The sequence below is a fragment of the Streptomyces sp. NPDC091412 genome, assembly GCF_044756885.1.
GTDB lineage: Bacteria > Actinomycetota > Actinomycetes > Streptomycetales > Streptomycetaceae > Streptomyces.
On sequence record NZ_JBIVTV010000027.1, the window covers coordinates 42,983 to 65,561 of the forward strand.

Sequence of the window (22,579 nt, forward strand, 5' to 3'; positions counted from 1 at the left end):
AAACTTGAGTCTATTCCACTCAAGGTGAGCCCGGGAGCTTTCGCGGGGAAGGGGGTCCGCGGCTCCCGGGGTGCCGGGCGGGTTAGGTTGCGGGTCATGGCCACCACCACGTATGCCCTCGACCCGGGCGCCCCCGACGCGCCGTATCTCGGGTTCTGGCGGGAACGGCACCTGTGCACGCTGACCACCCTCCGCCCGGACGGCACCCCGCACGTCGTTCCCGTCGGGGTGACCTACGACCCGCAGGCGCGGCTGGCCCGGGTGATCACGAACAAGACGAGCGCGAAGGTGGCACACGTCCTGGCGGCCGGCCCGCAGGGCGCGCCGGTCGCGGTGTGCCAGGTGGACGGGCGGCGGTGGGCGACGCTGGAGGGACGCGCGTTCGTCCGCACGGAGCCGGAGCGGATCGCGGAGGCGGAGCGGCGGTACGCCGAGCGCTACGAGCGGACCCCGGGACCCAACCCGTCCCGCGTGGTGATCGAGATCGAGCTGACCCGGGCGCTGGGGCGCGGCTGAGCGGCGCTCTTTTTCGGCCAGTGATCGAATCCGCCGATACCCGGAGATTCCCAGGGAAAACTACAGCGGCGTCACCGTGTTCAGGTCACGGTGACGCCGCTGCGGGGGGAAGCACCTGAGCGATCTGTTACGACGGGGGAATCGCGTCAGGCACTGCGGGGGGTGGCGGTGATGGTCCTGAGGACCGAGGGTTCCGCCGCCACCTGGCGGTGGTCCCTCTGGTCCAGGTTCACAAAGATCATTCCGTAACGGACCGCACACCGTACGGGCTGCGGCGCCCCCCGAGGCCGCCGCAGACACCGGTACGCCCGTACGTCTCCGTCCTCGTCCCGCGTAACGACGACCGGCTCACCGAAGACGGTCACCATCAGCGAGTCACCGCTGTGGGGGATGGCGGTGACCAGGTCGATGAAGTGCCAACCGGAGCGGTAGGCCGTGGCCATCTCGCGTCGGAAGGAACGGTCGTCGGGTGGAGTGCTCACATCAGCTCTCCGGAGTCAACTGCCGCGGGAGAGCCCGGCCAGTGCGAGTCGGGAGGACCCGCGACCACGACTGCCGGCCAGTGGCTGTCCGCCTGAACATCACTCTTCGCACCGGAGTGACCACCCAGCGCCCCAAAAACCGCAACGGCGGAGAAGGCGGCCACAAGCACCGAGCGAAGCATTGTCTTACGCATAGTCGGCTTCGTCCTCACTTGAAAGTCTCCCTTTCCCCCGTCGGATAAGACGATGGCTCATTCCGGCACGTCATGGCCACAGGATCGATGCATCATGTTCCTGCACGTTCAGGACCCTGGGGGGTGGAGATTTCGTGGCAAATCAGACTAAGGCGACGCATCCCCATGCGGTGACCGAACTTTGTGAGGAAGGTGGCCGACTTTATGCGAACGCCCTCCGTCTGGGGAGGATCGGCCGGGCGGATGCCGAAGGCGCCCCCTGCCTCATGGAGTTCGACCTTCTCCACCCGGATCCGGACGACCCGGACTGGCTACGCCCGGTGCACCCGTCGGTCGCCCTGGCCGAGCGACTCCACCCGATCGAGCGGGAGATCACGGAACGCCGGCGGCTGTCCATCCAACTTGCGGACTTCTTTGAGCCGTTCCTCGCTCTCAGCGCGCAGTCGGTGACGACCGACCACTCGATCACGGTGCTGGAGGGAGGCACGCGGATCAACGCGGCGCTCAACGCCGCCACGGCCCAGTGCCGCACCGAGATGCTCACCATCCAGCCGAGCGACGACCGCTTCTCCGAGCGCAGCCTCACCCAGGGCCTCGAACGGGACCGGCCGCTGATCGAGCGCGGCGTGCGCATCCGGACCCTCTATCAGCACACCGCGCGCTACAGCCCCGAGAAGCTGGCCTACGTGGACCAGTTGTCGAGCGGGAAGGCCGAGTACCGCACCATCGACGAGGTGGTGGAACGGCTCATCGTGTGCGACGAGACCGTCGCCTTCATCCCCACCCGCGACGATCAGCAAGTCGCTCTGGAACTCCGCCACCCGGGCCTCGTCCGTTACCTGATCAAGGTCTTCGAGTTCATGTGGGGCCGATCGGTCCCACTGAGCGCAGGCGCCCCCTACGAGACCGCGCCCGGCGGCATCAACGACATCCAGCACTCCATAGCCAAGCTCCTCGTCGAGGGCCACGTCGACGAGGCCATCGCCCGCCGCCTCGGAATGAACGTCCGTACCTGCCGGGCCCACATCGCCAAGCTCGCGGCCATCCTCGGCAGTGGCAGCCGCGCCCAGCTCGGTTATCTCATAGCCCAGTCGGGGATTCTGCAGCAGAAGCACTGAAGCCACAGGGAGGACCGGGGTGGGCCCGACACGTCATCCGGAGCACGGCGCGGAGGACCTGTGCCCAACGGGCGCGGAGTTGTACGAACGCGCCCTGCGGAACGGATGGGTGCGCGCAGGCGAGGCGGACGGCGCCCCCTGTCTCATCGACTTCGGTCTGCTGCACCCGGCGGTCGAGGATCTCGGCCGGCTGGAGCCCGTGGCGCCCGCCGCCGCCCTCCACCGACTGCTGCGCGCCACCGAGGAGCGCATCGCGGAGGAGCGACGGCGCGAGGACCGACTCGCCCAGACCTTCGAGCCCCTGATGCGCATCGACGGCCGGCGCACCGGGGAGGCGGACACCTCGGCGCTCGTGATGCTCAGCGGTACCCGCCGGATCAACCAGGCCATCACCGAGGCCATGGCCGAAGCGAGCCAGGAGATCCTGTGCGTGCAACCGCACGCGGGCCTCATCGGCCGCCGCGTCGAGGAGGCCCGTGCCGTGGCGCTGGTGCGCGACCAGGCGCTGCTGGACCGGGGTGGCCGCATCCGCACCCTCTACCAGCACACTCTGCGCCATGTGCCCTCGGTGCCCGCCTACCACGAGCAGTTGACCGGCGACGTCGAGGCCCGCTCCCTCGACGAGGTCACCGCCCGTCTCATCGTCGTCGACCGCCGGATCGCCTTCATCCCCGCCAACGACGACCGCACGATGGCGCTCGAAGTGCGCCACTCGGCCCTCGTGGGGTACTTCGCCACCACCTTCGACCGGCTGTGGCGGCTGGCCACCCCCATGTACCCCCTGGCCGTCCGGCAGCCGTCCGCGGACGGCGTCACGCCCCGCCAGCGCGCCATCGCCGGCCTCCTCGTCGAGGGGCACACCGACACCGTCATCGCCGACCGTCTCGGCATGAACGTACGCACCGCCCGTGAGCACATCGCCAAGCTCGCCGCCACCCTCGGCAGCGGCAGCCGGGCCCAGTTGGGCTACCTCATCGGGCAGTCGGGAATTCTTGACCCGGAAGCGTGATCAGCCCCGCCACGGCGGTGCGCGGCGGCCCGTCCAGCCCCGCCTGGGCGATGCGCACGCCCAACTGCGTACGGCTGGCCGCGCCCAGCGTCTCCGACAGCCGGGCGATGTGGGCCCGGCAGGTGCGGACGCTGATGCCCAGCCGCTCGGCGATCACCGCGTCCTGGTGGCCCTCGGCCAGCAGCGCCGCGATGGACTGCTCACGGTGGGAGATGCCCTCGATGCCCGTCTCGGGCAGCGGCGCGGTCAGCGGGATCGCCAGCCGCCAGAGCCGCTCGAAGACCGTCCCCAGGTACTCCACCAGCGCGGGATGGCGCAGTTCCAGCGCCATCGTGCGGTCGGCGTTGGCGGGCACGAAGGCGACCGTGCGGTCGAAGAGGATCAGCCGGTCGATCACCTCGTCCAGCGTGCGCGCCTCGACCGCGTCGCCCATCAGCTCCAGGTAGTTGAGCAGCCCCTGGCCGTGCCGGGCCACGTGCGTGTACAGGTCCCGCATCCGCACCCCGCGCCCGCGCAGCGCCAGCGCCCGGTGCAGCCCCTCGGACAGTTCGTGCTCGCGGCGGATGCCGCCCGGCTGGACGGTCAGCACCTCGGTGGTGCACGCCTCGGTCGCCTCGTCCATTGCCGCCTGGATGCGGGACAGGCCGTCCAGGACCCGGATCGCCGTGCCCTCCACGGCCGTGGCGGACACGCGCACCTGGCGGCCCAGTCCGGCGTACCGCTCGACGGCGGCCACCACCGAGCCCACCCGCCGGTGGCTCTCACTGACCTCGTCGTACATCCCGCGCAGCAGCCGGGTCATGACCTCCTGCGGCGCGGTCGGCACCAGGAAGTCCATGTCGTCGGGGTCCGGGTGCAGCAGGGCGAGTTCAAGCAGGCAGGGCACCGGCTCGGCGAGCCGGCGCGGCACCCGGCCCCGTCGTACGGCCCGGGAATACACGTGCTCGCCGGCCTCGCACAGTCGCTCGGCACCGTGTGGATGCTCCGCCGTCCCGTGCCCGGTCATGCCCCATCACACCCCCGGTTTCCGCGTCTTCCGCAGCGCAACTATGCGCGGAGCGGACCGGCTGTGCAACACGGCTCCTACCGGCGCGGCCCCCGAGAACCAGCGGTTTCGACCGGTGTGCACCAGCTTCCACTTGACGGAACGCAGCGTGGCCGGAACCGGCCGTTGAACCCGAACGGGCCATGACCGCAAGGGAGTTACTTCAGGCCGATCGCCGCGCAGGCCTCCCGGTACTTCGCGGTGCAGATGTCGGACACCCCGTAGATGCCGTCCTCGATGACCGTGCCCTTGATGTTGGTCTTCGTCAGGGCGACCACGGAGACCAACTGGGCCGGAATGTTCTTGTGGGTGGGGCTGCTGATCCGGTCCCGGGTGAGGGAGTCGAACTGGATGTCCTTGCCCTGGACCTTGGCGACCGCCATCTGGGCGGCGGTCTCGGCCTCCGTCGGGTAGGACTTGTACACGCTCATGTACTGCTCGCCGGTGACGATCCGCTGCACGGCGTCGAGTTCGGCGTCCTGGCCGGTGATGGCCGGCAGGTCGGTGATGCCCGCCGCCTTGAAGGCCTTGATGACGCCGCCCGCCATGCCGTCGTTGGCGGAGTAGACGGCGTCGATGTTGTCCTTGCCGAGCGAGGCGAGCGCCTGGGCCATGTTCGCCTCGGCGTTCTCGGGCTTCCAGTCCTTGGTGTCGTAGGACTTGGCGATCGTGACCTTCCCGCTGAGCTGGGAGAGCGCGCCCTCCTTGAACTGCTTGGCGTTCGGGTCGGTGGGCGAGCCGTTGATCATGACGATCTTGTCGGTGGTGTCGACACCGGAACCCAGCGCCTCGAGCAGGGAACGGCCCTGCACCTCGCCCACCAGTTCGTTGTCGAAGGAGATGTACGCGTCGATCGGGCCCTCGGAGAGCCGGTCGTAGGCGATGACCGGGATGTCCGCGTCCTTGGCCTTCTGCACCATGTCGGCGATGGCGTGCGAGTCGACGGCGTCGAGCAGGATGACGTCGACCTTGTTGTCGATCATTCGCTGCATCTGGCCGGCCTGCCGGCCCGCGTCCGCGTCCGCGTTGGCGTACTCGACCTTGCCCTGATTCCGGGTCAGGGCGGCGACCTTCTCCTTGATGATGGGGTAGTCGAACTTCTCGTACCGGGTGTTGGCCGTCTCCGGCAGCAGCAGACCCACCGTCAGGTCGTTGCCCTTGGTCGGGCTCGCGGCGCTGCTGCTCCCCGACCCGCCGAGGGCCCCGCAGGCGGCGAGCGAGAAGGTCAGCGTGGGCGCGGCCACGGCTATGGCGATACGACGCATCGAGGTGCTCACTTCTGGTGCCTTCCGGACGAGGGTGCAGCATTGCAACCCAGGTGACTGAAAAGCCAACGCGGAGGCGACCACCGGCGTCAAGCGGAACCACTTAACGAGATGACAACGCAACGCTCCGCTGTGCCTGTGAAGACCTTGCGGAGTCTTGCGGAATCGCCTCCAAACGCCCTTTACGGGCCCGCCACTCGACGACCGCCCACCGCCGGACCGGGATCCGTACAACCAACTCCCCGCCACGCGAGTCATGATCACGGGAGCCCCGCTCCGGCGTTCCCGTCACGACCAGAGGGCCGAATGACGCCAGCCGGCCGCACCACGGCCACGACCCCCGTGCTCACCGCCGCATGCGGGCTGCTCCCGGCGACCGCGAACTGCGTCTCGCCCGTCCACAAGCGGCAGTTCTGTGCGAACACCACGTTTTCCGGCAATCCGAAGAAGACGGACTGCGACAGCGCGGTCAACGAGAACGGGGGCACCGGCGCGCCCGCCGAGGGCCTGCCGAAGGACACGTTCGGCGTGCGCCGGACGGTGACCCGGAACTTCGGCTCCGGCGGGCCGTTCGCGGTCGCGGTCGCCGTGCAGGACACCGGGCCACCGTCGTCCACCCGGACGGGACCGAGTCGGCGCCGGTGGGCACCCACGCGTTCACCTGAGCCGGGGCCGCCGGCGGCACGACGAGGGGCCGGGAGGCTGTACGGCCTCCCGGCCCCTCGTCGTCGCTCGTGCCCGAGTGGTGTCGTGTGTCGCCCGCGGCTGGGTGCGGGTCAGTCCGGCTGCTGCCGCTTGGGCCGCCACACCACCAGCGCGCTGGTCTGCTGGACCTCCTGGTAGGGGACCAGGTCCCGGCGGTAGGAGGCGTGGACGGCGGCCTCGCGCTGCCGCATCGCCGCCGCGGCGCCGTCCAGCGCCGCCTGGAGCTCCGCGATCCGGGACTGGAGCGCCGAGACCTGGTTCTCCAGTTCGATGATGCGCTTGATGCCGGCCAGGTTGATGCCCTCGTCCTGCGACAACTGCTGCACCTGGCGGAGCAGTTCGATGTCACGGGCCGAGTAACGGCGCCCTCGGCCGGCGGTGCGGTCGGGGGACACCAGGCCCAGCCGGTCGTACTGGCGGAGTGTCTGCGGGTGCAGTCCGGACAGCTGGGCGGCCACCGAGATGACGTACACCGGTGTGTCTTCCGTCAGTTCGTACGGGTTGCGACGGCGGCCGTCCATCTCACTCATGCTCCCTTCGCGGCCTCGAACAGCTCGGCCCGCGGGTCCTCGCCCGCGGTGGCCTCGCGATACGCCTGAAGCGCGTCACGAGCCTTCCCCGACAGGTCCTTCGGGACACTCACCTCCACGGTGACCAGGAGGTCGCCGTGGCTGCCGTCCTTGCGGACCGCGCCCTTGCCGCGGGCCCGCATCGTACGTCCGTTCGGTGTACCCGGGGGCAGTTTCAGCGTCACCGAAGGACCGCCCAGGGTGGGCACGCGGACCTCGCCGCCCAGGGCCGCCTCGGCGAACGTGACCGGCACGGTGACAGTGAGGTTGTCGCCCCGGCGGCCGAAGACCGGGTGCTCCCCGACGTGCACCACCACGTACAGGTCGCCGGCGGGTCCGCCGCGCTCGCCCGGGGCGCCCTTGCCGCGCAGCCGGATGCGCTGGCCGTCGCTGACCCCGGCCGGGATGCGGACCTGCATCGTCCGGGACGACTTGGCCCGCCCGGAACCCATGCAGACCTCACAGGGGTTCTCCGCGATGAGCCCGCGGCCCTTGCAGTCCGGGCACGGGTCCGTCAGCGAGAATCCGCCGCCCGAGCCGCGCGCCACCTGTCCGGTGCCGACGCAGGTCGGGCACACCCGCGGTGTGCCGTTCTTGTCGCCGGTGCCCGAACAGGCCTTGCACGGCTGCTGGCTGGACATGCGCAACGGCACCGTCGCGCCCTCGATGGCCTCCGTGAAACTCAGCGTGACCTCGGACTCGATGTCCTGGCCGCGCCTGGGCTGGGCACGCGTGGTGCCCGTGCCGCCCCGGTTGAACAGGCCCCCGAAGACGTCACCGATTCCGCCGCCGAAGCCGCCGCTCCCGCCGCCGCCACCCTGGGCGCCTCCGAAGAGGTCGCCCAGGTCGAAGTTGAAGGAGCCGCCGCCGGCGCCCGGTCCGGGGCGGAAGCCGCCGTTGCCGAACAGGGTGCGGGCCTCGTCGTACTCCTTGCGCTTCTTGGCGTCGCCGAGCACGTCGTTCGCCTCGGAGATCTCCTTGAAGCGCTCCTCGGCCTTGGCGTTGCCCTTGTTGGCGTCCGGGTGGAACTCGCGGGCGAGCTTCCGGTACGCCTTCTTGATCTCGGCCTCGGTGGCGTCCTTGGGGACGCCGAGGACCTTGTAGTAGTCCTTCTCGATGAAGTCCTTGGTGCTCATCCCCGACGTCCCTCCTCTCGTGCGTCGTCCGTTATTACGTCAGCCCTCCTCCGGGCCACCGTTCTCCTTGTCCTCGCCCTGCTCGGCGGCCTGGGCCGTGCCGGACTCCTCGGCCGGCTTGACCGTCTGCGCGCCGGGCTGGGGCTCGGCCACCGCCACCCGCGCGGGGCGGATGGTGCGCTCGCCGATCCGATACCCGGGCTGCAGAATCGCCACGCACGTCGTCTCGGTGACGTCCGGCGCGTACGAGTGCATCAGGGCCTCGTGGATCGTCGGGTCGAAGGGCTCGCCCTCCTTGCCGAACTGCTGGAGCCCGAGCTTCGCCACCACGGTCTCCAGCGACTCGGCGACGGACTTGAAACCGCCCACCAGTTCGCTGTGGTCCCGCGCGCGGCCGATGTCGTCGAGCACGGGCAGGAGCTCGGACAGGATGTTCGCGACAGCGACCTCCCGTACCGCGATCCGGTCGCGCTCGACCCGGCGCCGGTAGTTCTGGTACTCGGCCTGGAGCCGTTGCAGGTCCGCCGTGCGCTCGCCGAGCGCCGTGCGCACCTGGTCCAGCTGGGCCGTCAGCGCGGCCGACTGGTCCGCTTCACCGGCCGGGGCCGCGCCCTTGTCCTGGGCGGCGGCCTGCGCGGCGTCATCGGAGGTGCCGGAGGCGGCGTCGGACGGCGGCGGAGGCTGCGGCTGGTGTTCCTCGAAGCCGGGAGTCTCCTCCGTCACGCCGCACCGTCCTTGCGCTCGTCGTCGACGATCTCGGCGTCCACGACGTCGTCGTCGGCCTTGGCCTGGCCCGCACCGGCGTCACCGGCACCGCCCGCGGCCTGCGCGGCCTGGGCGTCGGCGTACATGGCCTGGCCGAGCTTCTGGGAGACGGCGGCGACCTTCTCCGTGGCGGTGCGGATCTCAGCGGTGTCCTCGCCCTTGAGCTGTTCCTTCAGCTCGGCGATGGCGGACTCCACCTCGGTCTTGATCTCGCCGGGGACCTTGTCCTCGTTGTCCTTGAGGAACTTCTCGGTCTGGTAGACGAGCTGCTCGCCCTGGTTGCGGGTCTCGGCGGCCTCGCGACGCTTGTGGTCCTCCTCCGCGTAGCGCTCGGCCTCCTCGCGCATGCGGTCGACCTCGTCCTTCGGGAGCGAGGAGCCGCCGGTGACGGTCATCTTCTGCTCCTTGCCGGTGCCGAGGTCCTTCGCCGTGACGTGCATGATGCCGTTGGCGTCGATGTCGAAGGACACCTCGATCTGCGGGACGCCACGCGGCGCCGGCGGCAGACCGGTCAGCTCGAACATGCCGAGCTTCTTGTTGTACGCGGCGATCTCGCGCTCGCCCTGGTAGACCTGGATCTGCACCGACGGCTGGTTGTCCTCGGCCGTGGTGAAGATCTCCGAGCGCTTGGTCGGGATCGTGGTGTTGCGCTCGATCAGCTTGGTCATGATGCCGCCCTTGGTCTCGATGCCGAGGGACAGCGGGGTGACGTCGAGCAGCAGGACGTCCTTGACCTCACCCTTGAGGACACCGGCCTGGAGCGAGGCGCCGATGGCGACGACCTCGTCCGGGTTCACGCCCTTGTTGGCCTCCTTGCCGCCGGTCAGCTCCTTGACGAGCTCGGCGACCGCGGGCATACGGGTGGAACCACCGACGAGCACGACGTGGTCGATGTCGCTGACGGAGACGCCGGCGTCCTTGATGACGTTGTGGAACGGCGTCTTGCAGCGCTCCAGCAGGTCGGCCGTCAGCTGCTGGAACTGGGCGCGGGTGAGCCTCTCGTCCAGGTGCAGCGGGCCCTCGGCGGACGCGGTGATGTAGGGCAGGTTGATCGAGGTCTCGGTGGACGAGGACAGCTCGATCTTGGCCTTCTCCGCCGCCTCGCGCAGACGCTGCAGGGCCATCTTGTCCTTGGACAGGTCCACGCCGTGACCGGACTGGAACTGCTTGACCAGGTAGTCGACGACGCGCTGGTCCCAGTCGTCACCACCGAGGTGGTTGTCTCCGTTGGTGGCCTTCACCTCGACGACACCGTCGCCGATCTCCAGCAGCGAGACGTCGAACGTACCGCCACCGAGGTCGAAGACGAGGATCATCTGCTCGTCCTTGTCGAGGCCGTACGCCAGGGCGGCGGCCGTCGGCTCGTTGACGATGCGCAGCACGTTCAGACCGGCGATCTCGCCGGCCTCCTTGGTGGCCTGGCGCTCGGCGTCGTTGAAGTACGCCGGGACGGTGATGACCGCGTCCGTGACCTTCTCGCCGAGGTAGGCCTCCGCGTCCCGCTTCAGCTTCTGCAGCACGAAGGCGCTGATCTGCTGCGGGTTGAAGTCCTTGCCGTCGAGGTTGATCCTCCAGTCGGTGCCCATGTGGCGCTTGACCGACCGGATGGTCCTGTCGACGTTGGTGACGGCCTGACGCTTGGCCACCTCACCGACCAGCACCTCGCCGTTCTTGGCGAAGGCGACGACGGACGGCGTGGTCCTGGCACCCTCGGCGTTGGTGATGACGGTGGGCTCGCCGCCTTCGAGAACGCTGACGACGGAGTTAGTCGTGCCCAGGTCGATGCCGACCGCACGTGCCATGGTGAATTCCTCCAGCTGACTTGAGTGGAACGGACTCAAGTGTGCCCGAGGCTCACCGCCGGGTCAACAGACCTGAGCCGCCTCGACTCAAGTCTTATCCATCCCTTATGCGCAAGGGCGCTCTGACCTGCGGCGATGTGGATTGCCGGGGCGGAGGAGGCGGATATTCAAGTTGACGACGAGGGACCTGAACGCCGGGTGCGCCCGTCTCCGCGTCGTACGGAGCCCTGCCGCGCGGTGCTCCCGGAGCCCCCGCGCCGGACTGCCTCAGGACACGGAAGGCCCGGAAGGGCTCGGCGCGGGAACGGACGCCGGAGGCGTCCCCGCGCACGCGTGGCGGCGCCCCGGAACCGGACACGTCGGCACGCGCGCGCGTGGCGCCGCCGGCGACGAGAAGACCCCGGGCAGTCCGCTCCTCGGGCCGCCCGCGGGTTCCGGGCACCCGGGTCTGCCCCCGGGTGCCCGGAAGCCGGGACTGCGTGCGCGTACCGGAACCCGGGCTCTGTGCGCGGGTGCCGTTGAGTTCGGTGTGCCGCCGCGGCGCGTACGCCGGCACCCGCAGCAGCCCGAGGACGACCGCCAGGGCCGCCCCGGCCACCCACAGTACGGCCGTCGGCTTCGCCCAGCCCGTGTGCGCCAGCACCCCGACCAGCACCGCGGCGAAGGTGGCGAGACCGAGCAGGACGGTCGCGCCGGGCGGAGTCGGCCCCAGCCGGCGCAACCGGTGCGCGAAGTGGTCGGGGGCGCGGCGCAGCAGGGGACGCCCGGCCAGCTTCCGCGACACGAGGACCAGCACGGCGTCGGCGCTCGCCGTGGCGGTGAGCGCGAACAGCACCGCCACGGTGGAGCCCGTGTCGTACCCGGTACGGGTGAGGAGGGCCGCGGAGGCGAGCACGAAGCCGGTGAACAGCGAGCCGCCGGACCCGAACGCGACCCGCGCCGGATGCCAGTTGTGCATCAGGAAGCCGGTGAGGGCGGCGGCCAGCACGCTCAGCAGCACCGCGAGGTCGTCCATCACCTCGGCCGCCGCGCACGCGCCCACCCCGAACGCGGTGAGCACTCCCACCGTGCCCGCGAGACCGTCCGAGTGGTCGAGTCCACGGAAGGCGGCGGCCACACAGGCGATCCAGGCCACGGCGGCGATCCCGGCCACCGGCCCGATCTCGTCGTACGGCACCACGCAGGCTGCCGCGAGGGCCGTGCCGACGAGCAGGAACGGCGTCTTCAGCCGCCATACGTCCGCGGCGGTCCCGAGCACGGCGACGGCCGCGCCCGCGGCGAGCAGCCTGCCCACCCCGTCGCCCAGCGGGGCGGTGCCCGTCCAGCCGCCGGCCGCGGCGACCAGGCAGGTGCTGAGCACCACCGCCAGGCCGCCGAGCAGCGGCAAGGGGCGGGCCCGCCTCCTGCGGTCGACGAGGCCCAGCCGGAGCGCGAGCACTCGGAGCAGCGCCGAGAGCAGGGCGGCGAGGAGGAGAGCGGTGATGGCGGTGGTGATCCCGTAGAGCACGGTTCTTAAATTAGGGGTATATGGGGCGATCGGGTGCGAATAACACGATCGGAACGCGACTGGATTCCCGGGCGGCCCCCCGGCACCCCCCGGACGGCCCTCAAGGGGGCTTCTCAGCGACCCAGATCACCCCGCGCCCGGCTGCATTGCGACAGATGATGGGGGTAGTCTCAGACGGACTACATAAGTTACCGCTCAGTAATCTAGAGGCCGCCTCAGGAGCCCCCATGCAACTCGCCGCGATCATCGTGTCGCTGGTCCTGACCGTGGTCGGCGTCGCGCTGCTCGCCCGTGCCATCGGCCAGTTCGTCCGGTACTTCAAGCTGGGCCAGCCCGTACCCGCCGGCACCCGTACCGACAACCCCTACCAGCGCAGCGTGACCCTGGTCCGGGAGTTCCTCGGCCACACCCGGATGAACCGGTGGGGCATCGTGGGCGTCGCCCACTGGTTCGTGGCCATCGGCTTCCTGACGCTGCCGCCCACCCTCGCGCAGGCGTTCGGCCAGTTGTTCCGGGCCGACTGGACGCTGCCGGTCATCGGTGACTTCCTGCCGTTCGAGATGTACACCGAGTTCATCGGCGTGATGACCGTCCTCGGCATCGCCGTGCTCATCGCGATCCGGCTGCTGAGCCTGCCGTCCCGGCCCGGCCGCAAGTCCCGCTTCGCCGGCTCCAAGGCCGGCCAGGCGTACTTCGTCGAGTACGTCATCCTCACCATCGGCCTCGCGATCTACGTCCTGCGCGGACTGGAGGGCGCGCTGCACCACGTGGAGCACTACGAGGCCGGGTACTTCGCCTCGTACCCGCTGGTGCTCGCCTTCAAGGGCCTGTCGGTCGGCACCCTGCAGAACCTGGTCTACCTGACCGCGATGATCAAGATCGGCACGTCCTTCGTGTGGATGATCGTGGTCTCCCTGAACACCAACATGGGCGTGGCCTGGCACCGCTTCCTGGCCTTCCCGAACATCTGGTTCAAGCGCGAGGCCGACGGCGGTACGGCCCTGGGCGCCCTTCAGCCGATGACCTCCGGCGGCAAGGCGATCGACTTCACCGACCCCGGCGACGACGACGTCTTCGGCGTCTCCCAGGTCGAGCAGTTCTCCTGGAAGGGCCTGCTGGACTTCTCCACCTGCACCGAGTGCGGCCGCTGCCAGTCGCAGTGCCCGGCCTGGAACACCGGCAAGCCGCTCTCCCCCAAGCTGCTGATCATGTCGCTGCGCGACCACGCGCACGCCAAGGCCCCGTACCTGCTGGCCGGCGGCGGCAAGTCGATGGAGGGCGAGGAGAAGGCCTCCGCCGAGCAGCTGAAGGACGTCCCGGCGGCGGCGCTCGCCGAGGCCGAGCGCCCGCTGATCGGCACGCTGGAAGCCGCGTCCGACAGCGGCTCCGCCGCGGGCGGCGTCATCGACCCGGACGTCCTGTGGTCCTGCACCACCTGCGGCGCCTGCGTCGAGCAGTGCCCGGTCGACATCGAGCACGTCGACCACATCGTCGACATGCGCCGCTACCAGGTCATGATCGAGTCCTCGTTCCCGTCCGAGGCGGGCACGATGCTCAAGAACCTGGAGAAGAAGGGCAACCCCTGGGGCCTGGCCAAGAAGCAGCGCCTGGAGTGGACCAAGGAGGTCGACTTCGACGTCCCGGTGGTCGGCAAGGACATCGAGGACCTCTCCGAGGTCGACTACCTGTACTGGGTCGGCTGCGCCGGCGCCCTGGAGGACCGCGCCAAGAAGACCACCAAGGCCTTCGCGGAGCTGCTGCACATCGCGGGCGTGAAGTTCGCGATCATGGGCGGCGACGAGAAGTGCACCGGTGACTCCGCCCGCCGCCTGGGCAACGAGCCCCTGTTCCAGGAACTCGGCATGGAGAACGTCGCCACGCTGAACATGGCCTTCGGCGAGGAGACGGACGACGAGGGCAACGTCACCGAGGAGTCCCGCAAGCCGAAGTCGGCGAAGAGGATCGTCGCCACCTGCCCGCACTGCCTCAACACGCTCGGCAACGAGTACCCGCAGCTCGGCGGCGACTACGAGGTCATCCACCACACCCAGCTGCTCCAGCACCTGGTGGACGAGGGCAAGCTGGTCCCGGTCACCCCGGTCGAGGGCATCATCACCTACCACGACCCCTGCTACCTGGGCCGCCACAACAAGATCTACACGCCTCCGCGCGAGATCATCGGCAAGGTCCCGGGCCTCAGGAACGAGGAGATGCACCGCCACAAGGAGCGCGGCTTCTGCTGCGGCGCCGGCGGCGCCCGGATGTGGATGGAGGAGCGGATCGGCAAGCGCATCAACGACGAGCGCGTCGACGAGGCCCTTTCGCTGAACCCGGACATCGTCTCGACGGCCTGCCCGTTCTGCCTGGTCATGCTCACGGACTCCGTGAACGGCAAGAAGAACGACGGCAAGGCCAAGGAGTCCATCCAGGTCGTGGACGTCGCCCAGCTGCTGCTGGACTCCGTCCGGACGCCGGTCGACCCGGCGGGCGAGGCGGCCGACGAGAGCGAGCCGGAGCCCGCGCCCGTGAAGTAGGCGGCCCGGCCGTCCCGCGCCCGGCGCCCCCGCGTCCGACGCCCCCGTGTCCGTACGGGCACGGGGGCGTCGCCGTGTTTCCGGGAGCGCTACGCGCCCTTGGGCGCGGCCTGCTGCACGACCTCGAAGGACCACAGGGTCGAGCCGGTGGCCGCGGGCTTCGGCCGCTCCCCTCCCTCACCCCCGCCCGCGCCCTGGTGCGCGGCCTTCATCGGCCCCTCCAGCCAGGCCTGGAACGACTCCTCGTCACGCCAGCGCGTGTAGACGAGATAGGTGTCGGTGCCCTCGACGGGGCGCAGGAGCTCGAACCACTCGAACCCGTCGGAGTTCTCGACCGCGTGCGCCCGGGAGGCGAACCGCTTCTCCAGCGTCTCGCGCTGCTCGGCGGGCACGGTCAGTACGTTGATCTTGACTACGCTCATGGTCCCATCCTGCCCGGTGGCCCCCGGGCCGCCACTCAGCGCCTCCGTGTCGCCTCCGTGGTCCGGAAAGCTCCCGCCCGACACCTCGGAACACCCCGTGAACGCCCCTGAGAAGCGGCCGGAACACCCCTTGAGGGATGTCACAGCTCGGACCCAAAGCCCTGCCGGAACACCCGGCCCCGCACGTGACGTGCCGGGCTCGGGTACGTTCGTTGACGTGGCTGGATTCAGGAGCGGACGCGGCGGCCGGAACGACCGTGCCCCGCAAGCGCGGACCCAAGGACCTCCGTACGGGCAGCAGGCGCCCCAGGCCCCCTCGTACGGCCATCCCCCGGCGCAGCAGCGGCCGCCGTACGGAGGAGGCGGCGCCCAGTGGCCCCAGGCCGGCGGCGGCTACGGCGGCGGCCAGGGCGAGCCGGAGTACTTCGGCGGCGGCTACCCGCAGGGCGGCCCCGACCCGTACGCGGCCAACAACCCCGGCCACACCCAGGCGTTCGCCGTCGGCGAGGACCCCTACCACCAGGGCGGGACCTACCGCGCGGGCTCGGCACCGGCCGGCCCGATCGGCCCCCGTCTGCACTGGACGGACCTGCTGAGGGGCATAGTCCTGTCCCCCAACCAGACCTTCCTCCAGATGCGCGACTACACGATGTGGGGCCCCGCCCTCATCGTGACGTTCCTCTACGGACTGCTCGCGGTCTTCGGCTTCGACGGCGCCCGCAAGGACGCCATCAACGCCACCCTCTCCAACGCGGTCCCGATCGTCCTGATCACCGCCGTGGCCATCGTGATCAGCTCCTTCATCCTCGGTGTGGTCACCCACACCCTGGCCCGCCAGCTCGGCGGCGACGGAGCCTGGCAGCCCACGGTCGGCCTGTCCATGCTGATCATGTCGATCACGGACGCGCCGCGTCTGCTCGTCGCCATGTTCCTCGGCGGCGACGCGGGCTTCGTCCAGCTGCTCGGCTGGGCCACCTGGGTCGCGTGCGGCGCCCTGCTGACCCTCATGGTCAGCCGTTCCCACGACCTGCCCTGGCCCAAGGCCCTGGGCGCCTCGGCGATCCAGCTGATCGCACTGCTGTCGATCGTGAAGCTCGGCACGTTCTAGCGTTCCGGCCTTCCAGCAGCCCACCAGCGCACAAGGGGCCCGGCGACGATTCGCCGGGCCCCTTGCTCGTCTCCTGCCTGCTCGACTCCTGCCGTCAGAGCGTGCCGCCGATCTCACATGCCCTGCACGGCGGCTGCCCGCAGGTGCACTGCATGACGGCCTCCACGACCCCGCGGTCGTGGTAGAGGCACTCGTCCTTGCAGGTGTGGCGCGGGATGAACCCCGCCGGGATCTCGCCGGGCCACGGTTCGTGGCCGTCCCGGCAGCGGGCGAACCGCTCGGGGTCGGTGGAGTGCAGGTCGTGCATGCTCGACCGTGCCTTGTCCTCCAGCTCCCGCACCCGCTCCACCAGGCTCTTCAGCTCGGCGGCGAGGCCGGCGTACTGGTCGGTGCCGGTCCGCACGTGCGCGGCCCGCAGCGCCATCGCCGCGTTGCCCAAAAACCTGCCGGCGTCCTGAAGGTCGGTCACGTGATGCAACTGAATGCCGTTCACGCCTCGTACCCACACGGCGTCCATGTTGCTCACCGATCCGCCCTCCTTGGTTTTCTGCGAGACAGTATGCGTGGCGTCGGCGCCTCCACATAAGGAAAAATCAATCTATTTACCGAAACTAAAGGTCTCGGCTGCAACCGTCCAGCAAAATTCGGAGTGAGTCGGCTCACTCTTCCCCTCGCAATGGATCTTCCACTGCTTCACCGCGGCACCCGACTGATCAACGCGGCCGCTCGATCATGCACTGATGCGCACACCACGGGCCACCGGAGCAGGAGAGGAACGCGGGCGGCCCCTCTCCGACTTGACACGCCCATTGACGAGACGTCTCCTTGAAGAGAGGAAACAGTTGCGGCAGACGCTTTTCCAGGCGTGCCGCGCACTCGGGTTCGCGAGCGTCCAGCGGTTTCCGGAGCGATAATGGCTACTTACGAATATCTGTGCAGCCATTGCGGTCCTTTCGATGTGAAATTGACGATCGGAACGGCACCCAAGACGTATGGCTGCCCTTTCTGCGCGGACGCTGCGAGGCGTTTGTACGCCGCGCCCGGCCTGTCGACGGCCTCGAGCGCGTCCGTCGTCCGCGAACGCGAGGAGCAGGCCCGTGAGGCCCCGGTAGTAGTCTCCGAAGTGCCGCCGCGCACAAGGCCGGAACCTCGACCGCACCCCGCGCTCTCGCGGTTGCCGCGTCCCTGACTGTCTCCACCCCACGCGGAGTCAGGAGGTGCGTCCCGGTGGGAAATGTGGGACTCCTCTTTGTCGGTGCGGTGCTCTTCATGAATGGGTTGCTGCTTCTCGGCAAGGTCGACGCCCGGGCGGGAGCAGTGTTCAACCTGTTCATAGGAACACTTCAGGTACTGACGCCGACTTATCTCATCTTCACCTCCGGCGGCGACCCCAAGAAGATCCTGGCGGCATCCGGAATCTATTTGTTCGCCTTCACCTACCTCTATGTGGGTATCGGCCTGCTCGCCGACCTCGACACCACCGGGGTCGGCTATTACTCATTGTTTGTGGCAATTGCCGCCCTGGGATATTCGTACGCCAATTTCCGGCTCCTGAAGGACTACCCCTTCGGGGTCATCTGGCTCTACTGGGCCTTGCTGTGGTTCCTGTTCTTCCTGCTGCTCGGTCTCAAGATGGACCACCTCAGGATCTATACGGGCTGGATCACCGCGATCGAGGGCTGGGTCACCGGTGCCATTCCCGCGGGGCTGCTGCTCTCCGGCTACTGGAAGCACCCCACCGAGACCGCCATCGCCCTGGGGGTCTTCGGCGTGCTGATGTTCGTGGGGCTGTGGCCGCGCACCCGTCGATCTCCTCAGCCCACCCAAGCCGCTCCACCGGCCAATGGTGCGGGCGCCCCAACGTCACCGGATCAGAAGTGAGGAGCTGTCATGCCCGAAATTCTCTTCAGTGTGGACCAGAGCAAGTCGATGCGTGAGCAGGACGTTCCCGGACACAACAGGTGGCACCCCGACATCCCCAGCGCCACCATGGTGAAGCCGGGAGCGGAGTTCCGCATAGAGTGCCGCGACTGGACCGACTGCCAGATCGGCGACAACGACTCCGCCAACGATGTGCGCGACATCGACCTGACCATCCCTCACATGCTCAGCGGGCCGATAGGCGTGGAGGGCGCCGAACCAGGCGACCTGCTCGTCGTCGACATCCTCGACCTCGGCGCCGTGCCGCAGCAGAGCGGGGACGCGGCCGGCCAGGGCTGGGGCTACACCGGCATCTTCGCCAAGGCCAACGGCGGAGGCTTCCTGACCGACTACTTCCCGGACTCCTACAAGGCCGTCTGGAACTTCCACGGCCAGCAGGCGGTCTCCCGCCACCTGCCCGGCATCCGCTACACCGGAATCACCCACCCCGGGCTGTTCGGAACGGCCCCGTCCGCCGAGATGCTCGCGCGCTGGAACGCCCGCGAGAAGGCGCTGATCGACACCGATCCGAACCGGGTCCCGCCCCTCGCCGTACCTCCGGACGCCAGCAACGCGCTCGCCGGCACGGCCACCGGGGACCTCGCCAAGCGGATCGCCGCGGAAGGCGCGCGCACGGTGCCGGCCCGTGAGAACGGCGGCAACCAGGACATCAAGAACATGACCCGCGGCTCGCGGGCGTTCTTCCCCGTGTACGTCAAGGACGCCAAGCTCTCCGCGGGCGACCTGCACTTCAGCCAGGGCGACGGAGAGATCAGCTTCTGCGGCGCCATCGAGATGGGCGGCTTCATCGACTTCCACATCGACCTGATCAAGGGCGGCATGGAGAAGTACGGCATCACCACCAACCCGGTGTTCATGCCCGGCAACGTCGAGCCGCGCTACACGGAGTTCATCAGCTTCATCGGTGTCTCCGTCGACCACGACACGGACACCAACTTCTACATGGACGCGACGCTGGCCTACCGGCGTGCCTGCCTCAACGCGGTCGAGTACTTCAAGAGGTTCGGCTACAGCGGCGAGCAGGCCTACCTGCTGCTCGGCTCCGCGCCCATAGAGGGACGCATCAGCGGCATCGTCGACATCCCGAACGCCTGCTGCTCGCTGTACGTGCCCACCGCCATGTTCGACTTCGACGTCCGGCCGTCCGCCGCCGGCCCGAAGAAGGCCGACCGCGGCCAGGCGGCGCTGACCACCGCCTGACCGGACCACCGCACAGGTACGGCCCCGCAGCACGTGCTGCGGGGCCGTACGGCCTTCGACGCGGCGCCACGGGGCCTCTCGGGCCTCTCGCTACAGGGCGTCCTTCGAGGGCGTGATCGGCTCCCCCGACTTACGTACTGGAGGCAAAACACTCCACGGGAAGTTGATCCAGTCGTCGGTGCGCTTCCAGACGTACTCGCACTTCACGAGCGACTGGGACTTCTCGTAGATGACGGCGCTGCGCACCTCGGCGACGGTGTCCAGGCAGAAGTCACGGACCAGCTTGAGCGTCTTGCCGGTGTCGGCGACGTCGTCGGTGATCAGGACCTTCTTGTCGGAGAAGTCGATGACGTTGGGCACGGGCGCGAGCATGACGGGCATCTCGAGCGTGGTGCCGACGCCGGTGTAGAACTCCACGTTGACCAGGTGGATGTTCTTGCAGTCGAGGGCGTAGGCGAGCCCGCCGGCGACGAAGACACCGCCACGCGCGATGCTGAGCACGATGTCCGGCTCGTACCCGTCGTCGGCGATGGTCTGCGCGAGCTCGCGCACGGCGACGCCGAAGTCCTCGTAGGTGAGGTTCTCTCGTATCTCGGTCATGTCGTGGGTCCCCCTCACACCTGCGTGCGGTGGAAGTCGACGTAGGAGCGGGAGGCGGTGGGACCGCGCTGCCCCTGGTACCGGGAGCCGTAGCGTTCGCTGCCGTACGGGGCCTCGGCGGGCGAGCTGAGCCGGAACATGCACAGCTGCCCGATCTTCATCCCGGGCCAGAGCTTGATCGGCAGGGTCGCGAGGTTCGACAGCTCCAGGGTCACGTGCCCGGAGAACCCGGGGTCGATGAACCCGGCGGTGGAGTGGGTGACCAGCCCGAGCCGCCCGAGCGAGCTCTTGCCCTCGAGCCGGGAGGCGAGGTCGTCGGGAAGCGTGATGACCTCGTACGTCGACGCGAGGACGAACTCACCCGGGTGCAGGATGAACGGCTCGTCGCCCTCCGGCTCGACCAGCCGGGTGAGGTCGGGCTGCTCGACGGAGGGGTCGATGTGGGGGTAGCGGTGATTCTCGAACACCCGGAAGTAGCGGTCCAGCCGCACATCGATGCTCGACGGCTGCACCATGGATTCGTCGAAGGGATCGATCCGCACCCGTCCGGCGTCGATCTCGGCCCGGAGGTCCTTGTCTGAGAGAAGCACGTAGCGAGGATACGCAAGGCGCGCGGAGCCTCCGCAATCAGGACGACTCCACGCGCCGGTGCCGCGATACTGCCGCTACCGCTTCTGAAGCGCCACGGGCACCGCACTGCGGAGCCTGGCACACCGTGGACACCTCATGAGCCGACCGGGGCCGAGCCGCTCGGCCTGCTGCATCGGGAACGAAGCGGTGCTGAACACGTGCCCCTCGGCACAACGGACGACGGTGCGCTCCATCAAGTCCCTTAAGTCCCTTCCCCAGAACCGCGTCTGGCCTCTCGCCGCCTGACGACAAAAGCCACAGTACGGGATCAAAGAGACGCGCCACCAGGCGGCACTCCGGCCCCAAAGGACCCCTCGCGCACACCCCCACCGTACGCCCCAACTCCGTTCCCCCGCAGCGCCGCTCCCCTCTTCGAACGCACGCCGGCCCCACGGTCCGAGCACCGGGGGCCAGGGATGGGGTACAGTGAGCGCCGGACCCGGACTTCGGTCGGCGTCTTACGCGGGTGTAGTTTAATGGTAGAACATCAGCTTCCCAAGCTGAGAGCGCGAGTTCGATTCTCGTCACCCGCTCCAAAAAACCCCAGGTCGAAACCTGGGGTTTCGTGCTGCGGTCGTCTCCCCGCCAGTTGTGCTGCCAGATGGAGATGCGGCTCGCCCATCCGGCTCGCGTACACAAGCTTTCAAGGTGGCAGCCACCTCAAGCGACGGTGTACTCCGCATCCCCGAAGTCCGCGACTACGCGCAGCCGACCACCCAGTGCTTCCACATAAGCCCGGAGCGTGGCCACCTCGGCCCGGTCCAGCTCGCCGTGCTCGATCGCGGAGACGCGAGGTGCGCCGGGCCGAAGCTGGGCCGCTCGTCGCTGGTTACCGCATGCTTCGGCAGATCGGCGGCACGCGGCGCAGTCCGCGCCTACGTCGTGTCCTTGCAGGCCTCCGAAACTCTCATCACGTAGAAGACCACCGGGTACTCGGTGATCTGCTGGTACGGGCGCGGCTGGGAGCCGCAGATCTTCCACGCAGCCGGATCGTCCACCGGACGGCCCTGCCCGCTCGCGTCCTTGAAGGTCATGTCGAGTTCGGAGCTCATCTGCTCGTACGCCCTCCCGGCGTTACCGCCGGCCATATCGGGCATGACGGCATCAACGGGTGCCGAACGATGCGTCCTGGCGGGCCCTGGGCTGATCGTCGTGCTCGTCGAGACGTCAGGCACGGACGACGCGCCACAGGCGGTGGCTGAGACCAGGAGCGTAGCGACGAGGGCGGATCTCAAAAGCTTGGTGACGGTCATTTCCCCCCCATGTGATGGCGGTTCGAAACCATATCCAATTCGATAGCCGCATCCAGTCACAGCTCGGGACGAGCGATCGCGGCCGGTCCTGTTCCCTGTCACCCTTCCGACCACTCACCCCAGCTCCCATCCCGGTGCCGGCCGATCCCCGCCGGAGGCAGTGCCTTGACCGTGGGCCGCGCTCTGTGGTGCTCGACTCATGGTCACCGGCCCTATCCACCTGTGGAGTTGATGGAGGGGGCCAGGTGGCGGCGGACGCCAACGCCCATCCCAACGCAGGGTGACCGATTGCGGTCGCCGGCTGATATCTCACCAACGGGCCAGAGGAAAGATCATTGCTCGAAGGCTGCTCCTCTTCGTGAGTGGGGGTCCGGGGCGACACCGCCGGGCCCTCTCTGGGCCCTCCGAGGGTGACAAGCAACGGCCAACAACGACCACCCATGACCGCCCGATCGCAGATCACTCGTGCCAAAGCAACTCCCGGTCAAAGTCGTTCCGTCGGCCGCGTGGTAGCTTGCCGCGCCGCACAACTTGACCTGGAGGCATGCATGGCCAGCTACGAAGAGCACGAGCACGCTGCCATCGAACTCTTGGCGCCGCTAAGAGGTGCCATGGGAGGAACAGTCCAGCCGGACTACCGCTTGCAGATGGCTCAGGTGGAGGCGCTTCTGGCGCTCGCCGCAGCCATAGCCGGTCGTCACCAGGAGGGCGGAGCGCCGGGACAGTCACCGATCGCGAACGGCCCTGCCGGCTTCTGACGAGGAAGGCCGCGGAAGCT

23 protein-coding genes, 1 tRNA gene and 1 pseudogene are annotated in these 22,579 nt (G+C 68.9%); 10 read left to right on the forward strand and 15 right to left on the reverse strand.

The window, feature by feature from the left end; translation table 11 throughout:
* Window positions 1-96 precede the first annotated feature (96 nt).
* A complete protein-coding gene (locus ACIQMV_RS35835; protein WP_402597284.1) occupies window positions 97-516 on the forward strand; it encodes a pyridoxamine 5'-phosphate oxidase family protein in 420 nt (139 codons plus the stop codon).
* A gap of 146 nt (window positions 517-662) precedes the next feature.
* On the opposite strand, the gene ACIQMV_RS35840 is transcribed toward ACIQMV_RS35835, so the two are convergent.
* Window positions 663-998 (reverse strand): hypothetical protein, encoded by a 336-nt coding sequence (locus ACIQMV_RS35840; protein ID WP_141359728.1) that lies wholly within the window; start codon window positions 996-998, stop codon window positions 663-665.
* Window positions 999-1,308: 310 nt separating this feature from the next.
* Between ACIQMV_RS35840 and ACIQMV_RS35845 the strand changes: the two genes are divergently transcribed.
* Window positions 1,309-2,310 (forward strand): helix-turn-helix transcriptional regulator, encoded by a 1,002-nt coding sequence (locus ACIQMV_RS35845; protein ID WP_373996239.1) that lies wholly within the window; start codon window positions 1,309-1,311, stop codon window positions 2,308-2,310.
* A 19-nt stretch (window positions 2,311-2,329) separates the two neighbouring features.
* Window positions 2,330-3,319 (forward strand): helix-turn-helix transcriptional regulator, encoded by a 990-nt coding sequence (locus ACIQMV_RS35850; RefSeq protein ID WP_402597285.1) that lies wholly within the window; start codon window positions 2,330-2,332, stop codon window positions 3,317-3,319.
* Here the strand turns inward: ACIQMV_RS35850 and ACIQMV_RS35855 are convergent.
* The 8 genes from ACIQMV_RS35855 to ACIQMV_RS35890 form a co-directional block, all read right to left on the reverse strand.
* Window positions 3,282-4,325: a LuxR C-terminal-related transcriptional regulator gene (locus tag ACIQMV_RS35855; RefSeq protein ID WP_402597286.1), complete on the reverse strand. Its 1,044-nt coding sequence runs from the start codon at window positions 4,323-4,325 to the stop codon at window positions 3,282-3,284. The genes ACIQMV_RS35850 and ACIQMV_RS35855 overlap by 38 nt on opposite strands.
* A 197-nt stretch (window positions 4,326-4,522) precedes the next feature.
* On the reverse strand, window positions 4,523-5,629 hold the full coding sequence (locus ACIQMV_RS35860) for a sugar ABC transporter substrate-binding protein (RefSeq protein ID WP_402597300.1): 1,107 nt from the start codon (window positions 5,627-5,629) through the stop codon (window positions 4,523-4,525).
* A gap of 260 nt (window positions 5,630-5,889) precedes the next feature.
* The gene (locus ACIQMV_RS35865) at window positions 5,890-6,246 is read right to left on the reverse strand and encodes a hypothetical protein (RefSeq protein WP_402597287.1); all 357 of its coding nucleotides are present in this window, start codon (window positions 6,244-6,246) and stop codon (window positions 5,890-5,892) included.
* 159 nt (window positions 6,247-6,405) lie between these two features.
* Window positions 6,406-6,855, reverse strand: a complete 450-nt coding sequence (locus tag ACIQMV_RS35870) for a heat shock protein transcriptional repressor HspR (protein ID WP_141366410.1) — start codon at window positions 6,853-6,855, stop codon at window positions 6,406-6,408.
* A 5-nt stretch (window positions 6,856-6,860) separates the two neighbouring features.
* Complete coding sequence (gene dnaJ, locus ACIQMV_RS35875; RefSeq protein WP_141359735.1) at window positions 6,861-8,039, reverse strand: molecular chaperone DnaJ; 1,179 nt, start codon at window positions 8,037-8,039, stop codon at window positions 6,861-6,863.
* Between the two features lie 39 nt (window positions 8,040-8,078).
* Window positions 8,079-8,762, reverse strand: coding sequence for a nucleotide exchange factor GrpE (grpE, locus tag ACIQMV_RS35880; protein ID WP_141359736.1), 684 nt, complete (start codon window positions 8,760-8,762; stop codon window positions 8,079-8,081).
* A complete protein-coding gene (gene dnaK, locus ACIQMV_RS35885) occupies window positions 8,759-10,606 on the reverse strand; it encodes a molecular chaperone DnaK (protein ID WP_141359737.1) in 1,848 nt (615 codons plus the stop codon). Before dnaK ends, grpE begins: the two co-directional genes overlap by 4 nt.
* Before the next feature lie 94 nt (window positions 10,607-10,700).
* A complete protein-coding gene (locus tag ACIQMV_RS35890; RefSeq protein WP_402597288.1) occupies window positions 10,701-12,113 on the reverse strand; it encodes an undecaprenyl/decaprenyl-phosphate alpha-N-acetylglucosaminyl 1-phosphate transferase in 1,413 nt (470 codons plus the stop codon).
* A gap of 227 nt (window positions 12,114-12,340) precedes the next feature.
* On the opposite strand from ACIQMV_RS35890, the gene ACIQMV_RS35895 reads away from it, so the two are divergent.
* Complete coding sequence (locus ACIQMV_RS35895) at window positions 12,341-14,647, forward strand: (Fe-S)-binding protein (RefSeq protein WP_402597289.1); 2,307 nt, start codon at window positions 12,341-12,343, stop codon at window positions 14,645-14,647.
* 89 nt (window positions 14,648-14,736) lie between these two features.
* Here ACIQMV_RS35895 and ACIQMV_RS35900 read toward each other — a convergent pair whose 3' ends face one another.
* A complete protein-coding gene (locus tag ACIQMV_RS35900) occupies window positions 14,737-15,069 on the reverse strand; it encodes an antibiotic biosynthesis monooxygenase (protein ID WP_141359740.1) in 333 nt (110 codons plus the stop codon).
* Between the two features lie 217 nt (window positions 15,070-15,286).
* Between ACIQMV_RS35900 and ACIQMV_RS35905 the strand changes: the two genes are divergently transcribed.
* Window positions 15,287-16,177 carry a YIP1 family protein gene (locus tag ACIQMV_RS35905; RefSeq protein WP_402597290.1) on the forward strand — a complete coding sequence of 297 codons (891 nt, stop codon included), beginning with the start codon at window positions 15,287-15,289 and terminating at the stop codon, window positions 16,175-16,177.
* 94 nt (window positions 16,178-16,271) lie between these two features.
* On the opposite strand, the gene ACIQMV_RS35910 is transcribed toward ACIQMV_RS35905, so the two are convergent.
* The gene (locus ACIQMV_RS35910) at window positions 16,272-16,694 is read right to left on the reverse strand and encodes a hypothetical protein (protein ID WP_402597301.1); all 423 of its coding nucleotides are present in this window, start codon (window positions 16,692-16,694) and stop codon (window positions 16,272-16,274) included.
* 396 nt (window positions 16,695-17,090) lie between these two features.
* On the opposite strand from ACIQMV_RS35910, the gene ACIQMV_RS35915 reads away from it, so the two are divergent.
* Genes ACIQMV_RS35915 through fmdA form a run of 3 tightly spaced genes read left to right on the forward strand, consistent with a single transcriptional unit; the run spans window position 17,091 to window position 19,318 of the window.
* Window positions 17,091-17,366, forward strand: a complete 276-nt coding sequence (locus ACIQMV_RS35915; RefSeq protein WP_402597291.1) for an FmdB family zinc ribbon protein — start codon at window positions 17,091-17,093, stop codon at window positions 17,364-17,366.
* Window positions 17,367-17,404: 38 nt separating this feature from the next.
* A complete protein-coding gene (locus ACIQMV_RS35920; protein ID WP_141359743.1) occupies window positions 17,405-18,058 on the forward strand; it encodes an AmiS/UreI family transporter in 654 nt (217 codons plus the stop codon).
* A 9-nt stretch (window positions 18,059-18,067) separates the two neighbouring features.
* Window positions 18,068-19,318 (forward strand): formamidase, encoded by a 1,251-nt coding sequence (fmdA, locus tag ACIQMV_RS35925; RefSeq protein WP_402597292.1) that lies wholly within the window; start codon window positions 18,068-18,070, stop codon window positions 19,316-19,318.
* Window positions 19,319-19,408: 90 nt separating this feature from the next.
* On the opposite strand, the gene ACIQMV_RS35930 is transcribed toward fmdA, so the two are convergent.
* Both ACIQMV_RS35930 and dcd read right to left on the reverse strand, forming a co-directional pair.
* Complete coding sequence (locus tag ACIQMV_RS35930) at window positions 19,409-19,918, reverse strand: phosphoribosyltransferase (RefSeq protein WP_402597293.1); 510 nt, start codon at window positions 19,916-19,918, stop codon at window positions 19,409-19,411.
* Between the two features lie 14 nt (window positions 19,919-19,932).
* On the reverse strand, window positions 19,933-20,508 hold the full coding sequence (gene dcd, locus ACIQMV_RS35935) for a dCTP deaminase (protein WP_225077066.1): 576 nt from the start codon (window positions 20,506-20,508) through the stop codon (window positions 19,933-19,935).
* A 502-nt stretch (window positions 20,509-21,010) separates the two neighbouring features.
* On the opposite strand from dcd, the gene ACIQMV_RS35940 reads away from it, so the two are divergent.
* Window positions 21,011-21,084 (forward strand) — tRNA-Gly (locus ACIQMV_RS35940).
* A gap of 124 nt (window positions 21,085-21,208) precedes the next feature.
* Here ACIQMV_RS35940 and ACIQMV_RS35945 read toward each other — a convergent pair.
* Both ACIQMV_RS35945 and ACIQMV_RS35950 read right to left on the reverse strand, forming a co-directional pair.
* Window positions 21,209-21,349, reverse strand: a pseudogene (locus tag ACIQMV_RS35945) (transcriptional regulator); the annotation flags it as partial.
* A gap of 74 nt (window positions 21,350-21,423) precedes the next feature.
* Window positions 21,424-21,645 (reverse strand): hypothetical protein, encoded by a 222-nt coding sequence (locus ACIQMV_RS35950; RefSeq protein ID WP_402597302.1) that lies wholly within the window; start codon window positions 21,643-21,645, stop codon window positions 21,424-21,426.
* Between the two features lie 704 nt (window positions 21,646-22,349).
* On the opposite strand from ACIQMV_RS35950, the gene ACIQMV_RS35955 reads away from it, so the two are divergent.
* Entirely contained in the window at window positions 22,350-22,559 is a 210-nt protein-coding gene (locus ACIQMV_RS35955) for a hypothetical protein (RefSeq protein WP_141359748.1), read from the forward strand.
* Window positions 22,560-22,579: the final 20 nt, after the last annotated feature.

Bases quoted from the DNA above. Each gene is read 5' to 3' on its own strand.
- ACIQMV_RS35955 (WP_141359748.1), top strand. From the start codon at position 22,350: ATGGCCAGCTACGAAGAGCACGAGCACGCTGCCATCGAACTCTTGGCG.
- ACIQMV_RS35835 (WP_402597284.1), top strand. From the start codon at position 97: ATGGCCACCACCACGTATGCCCTCGACCCGGGCGCCCCCGACGCGCCG.
- ACIQMV_RS35855 (WP_402597286.1), bottom strand. From the start codon at position 4,325: ATGACCGGGCACGGGACGGCGGAGCATCCACACGGTGCCGAGCGACTG.
- dnaK (WP_141359737.1), bottom strand. From the start codon at position 10,606: ATGGCACGTGCGGTCGGCATCGACCTGGGCACGACTAACTCCGTCGTC.
- ACIQMV_RS35910 (WP_402597301.1), bottom strand. From the start codon at position 16,694: ATGGACGCCGTGTGGGTACGAGGCGTGAACGGCATTCAGTTGCATCAC.
- ACIQMV_RS35915 (WP_402597291.1), top strand. From the start codon at position 17,091: ATGGCTACTTACGAATATCTGTGCAGCCATTGCGGTCCTTTCGATGTG.
- ACIQMV_RS35895 (WP_402597289.1), top strand. From the start codon at position 12,341: ATGCAACTCGCCGCGATCATCGTGTCGCTGGTCCTGACCGTGGTCGGC.
- ACIQMV_RS35950 (WP_402597302.1), bottom strand. From the start codon at position 21,645: ATGCCCGATATGGCCGGCGGTAACGCCGGGAGGGCGTACGAGCAGATG.
- dnaJ (WP_141359735.1), bottom strand. From the start codon at position 8,039: ATGAGCACCAAGGACTTCATCGAGAAGGACTACTACAAGGTCCTCGGC.
- fmdA (WP_402597292.1), top strand. From the start codon at position 18,068: ATGCCCGAAATTCTCTTCAGTGTGGACCAGAGCAAGTCGATGCGTGAG.
- ACIQMV_RS35930 (WP_402597293.1), bottom strand. From the start codon at position 19,918: ATGACCGAGATACGAGAGAACCTCACCTACGAGGACTTCGGCGTCGCC.
- ACIQMV_RS35860 (WP_402597300.1), bottom strand. From the start codon at position 5,629: ATGCGTCGTATCGCCATAGCCGTGGCCGCGCCCACGCTGACCTTCTCG.
- ACIQMV_RS35870 (WP_141366410.1), bottom strand. From the start codon at position 6,855: ATGGACGGCCGCCGTCGCAACCCGTACGAACTGACGGAAGACACACCG.
- ACIQMV_RS35900 (WP_141359740.1), bottom strand. From the start codon at position 15,069: ATGAGCGTAGTCAAGATCAACGTACTGACCGTGCCCGCCGAGCAGCGC.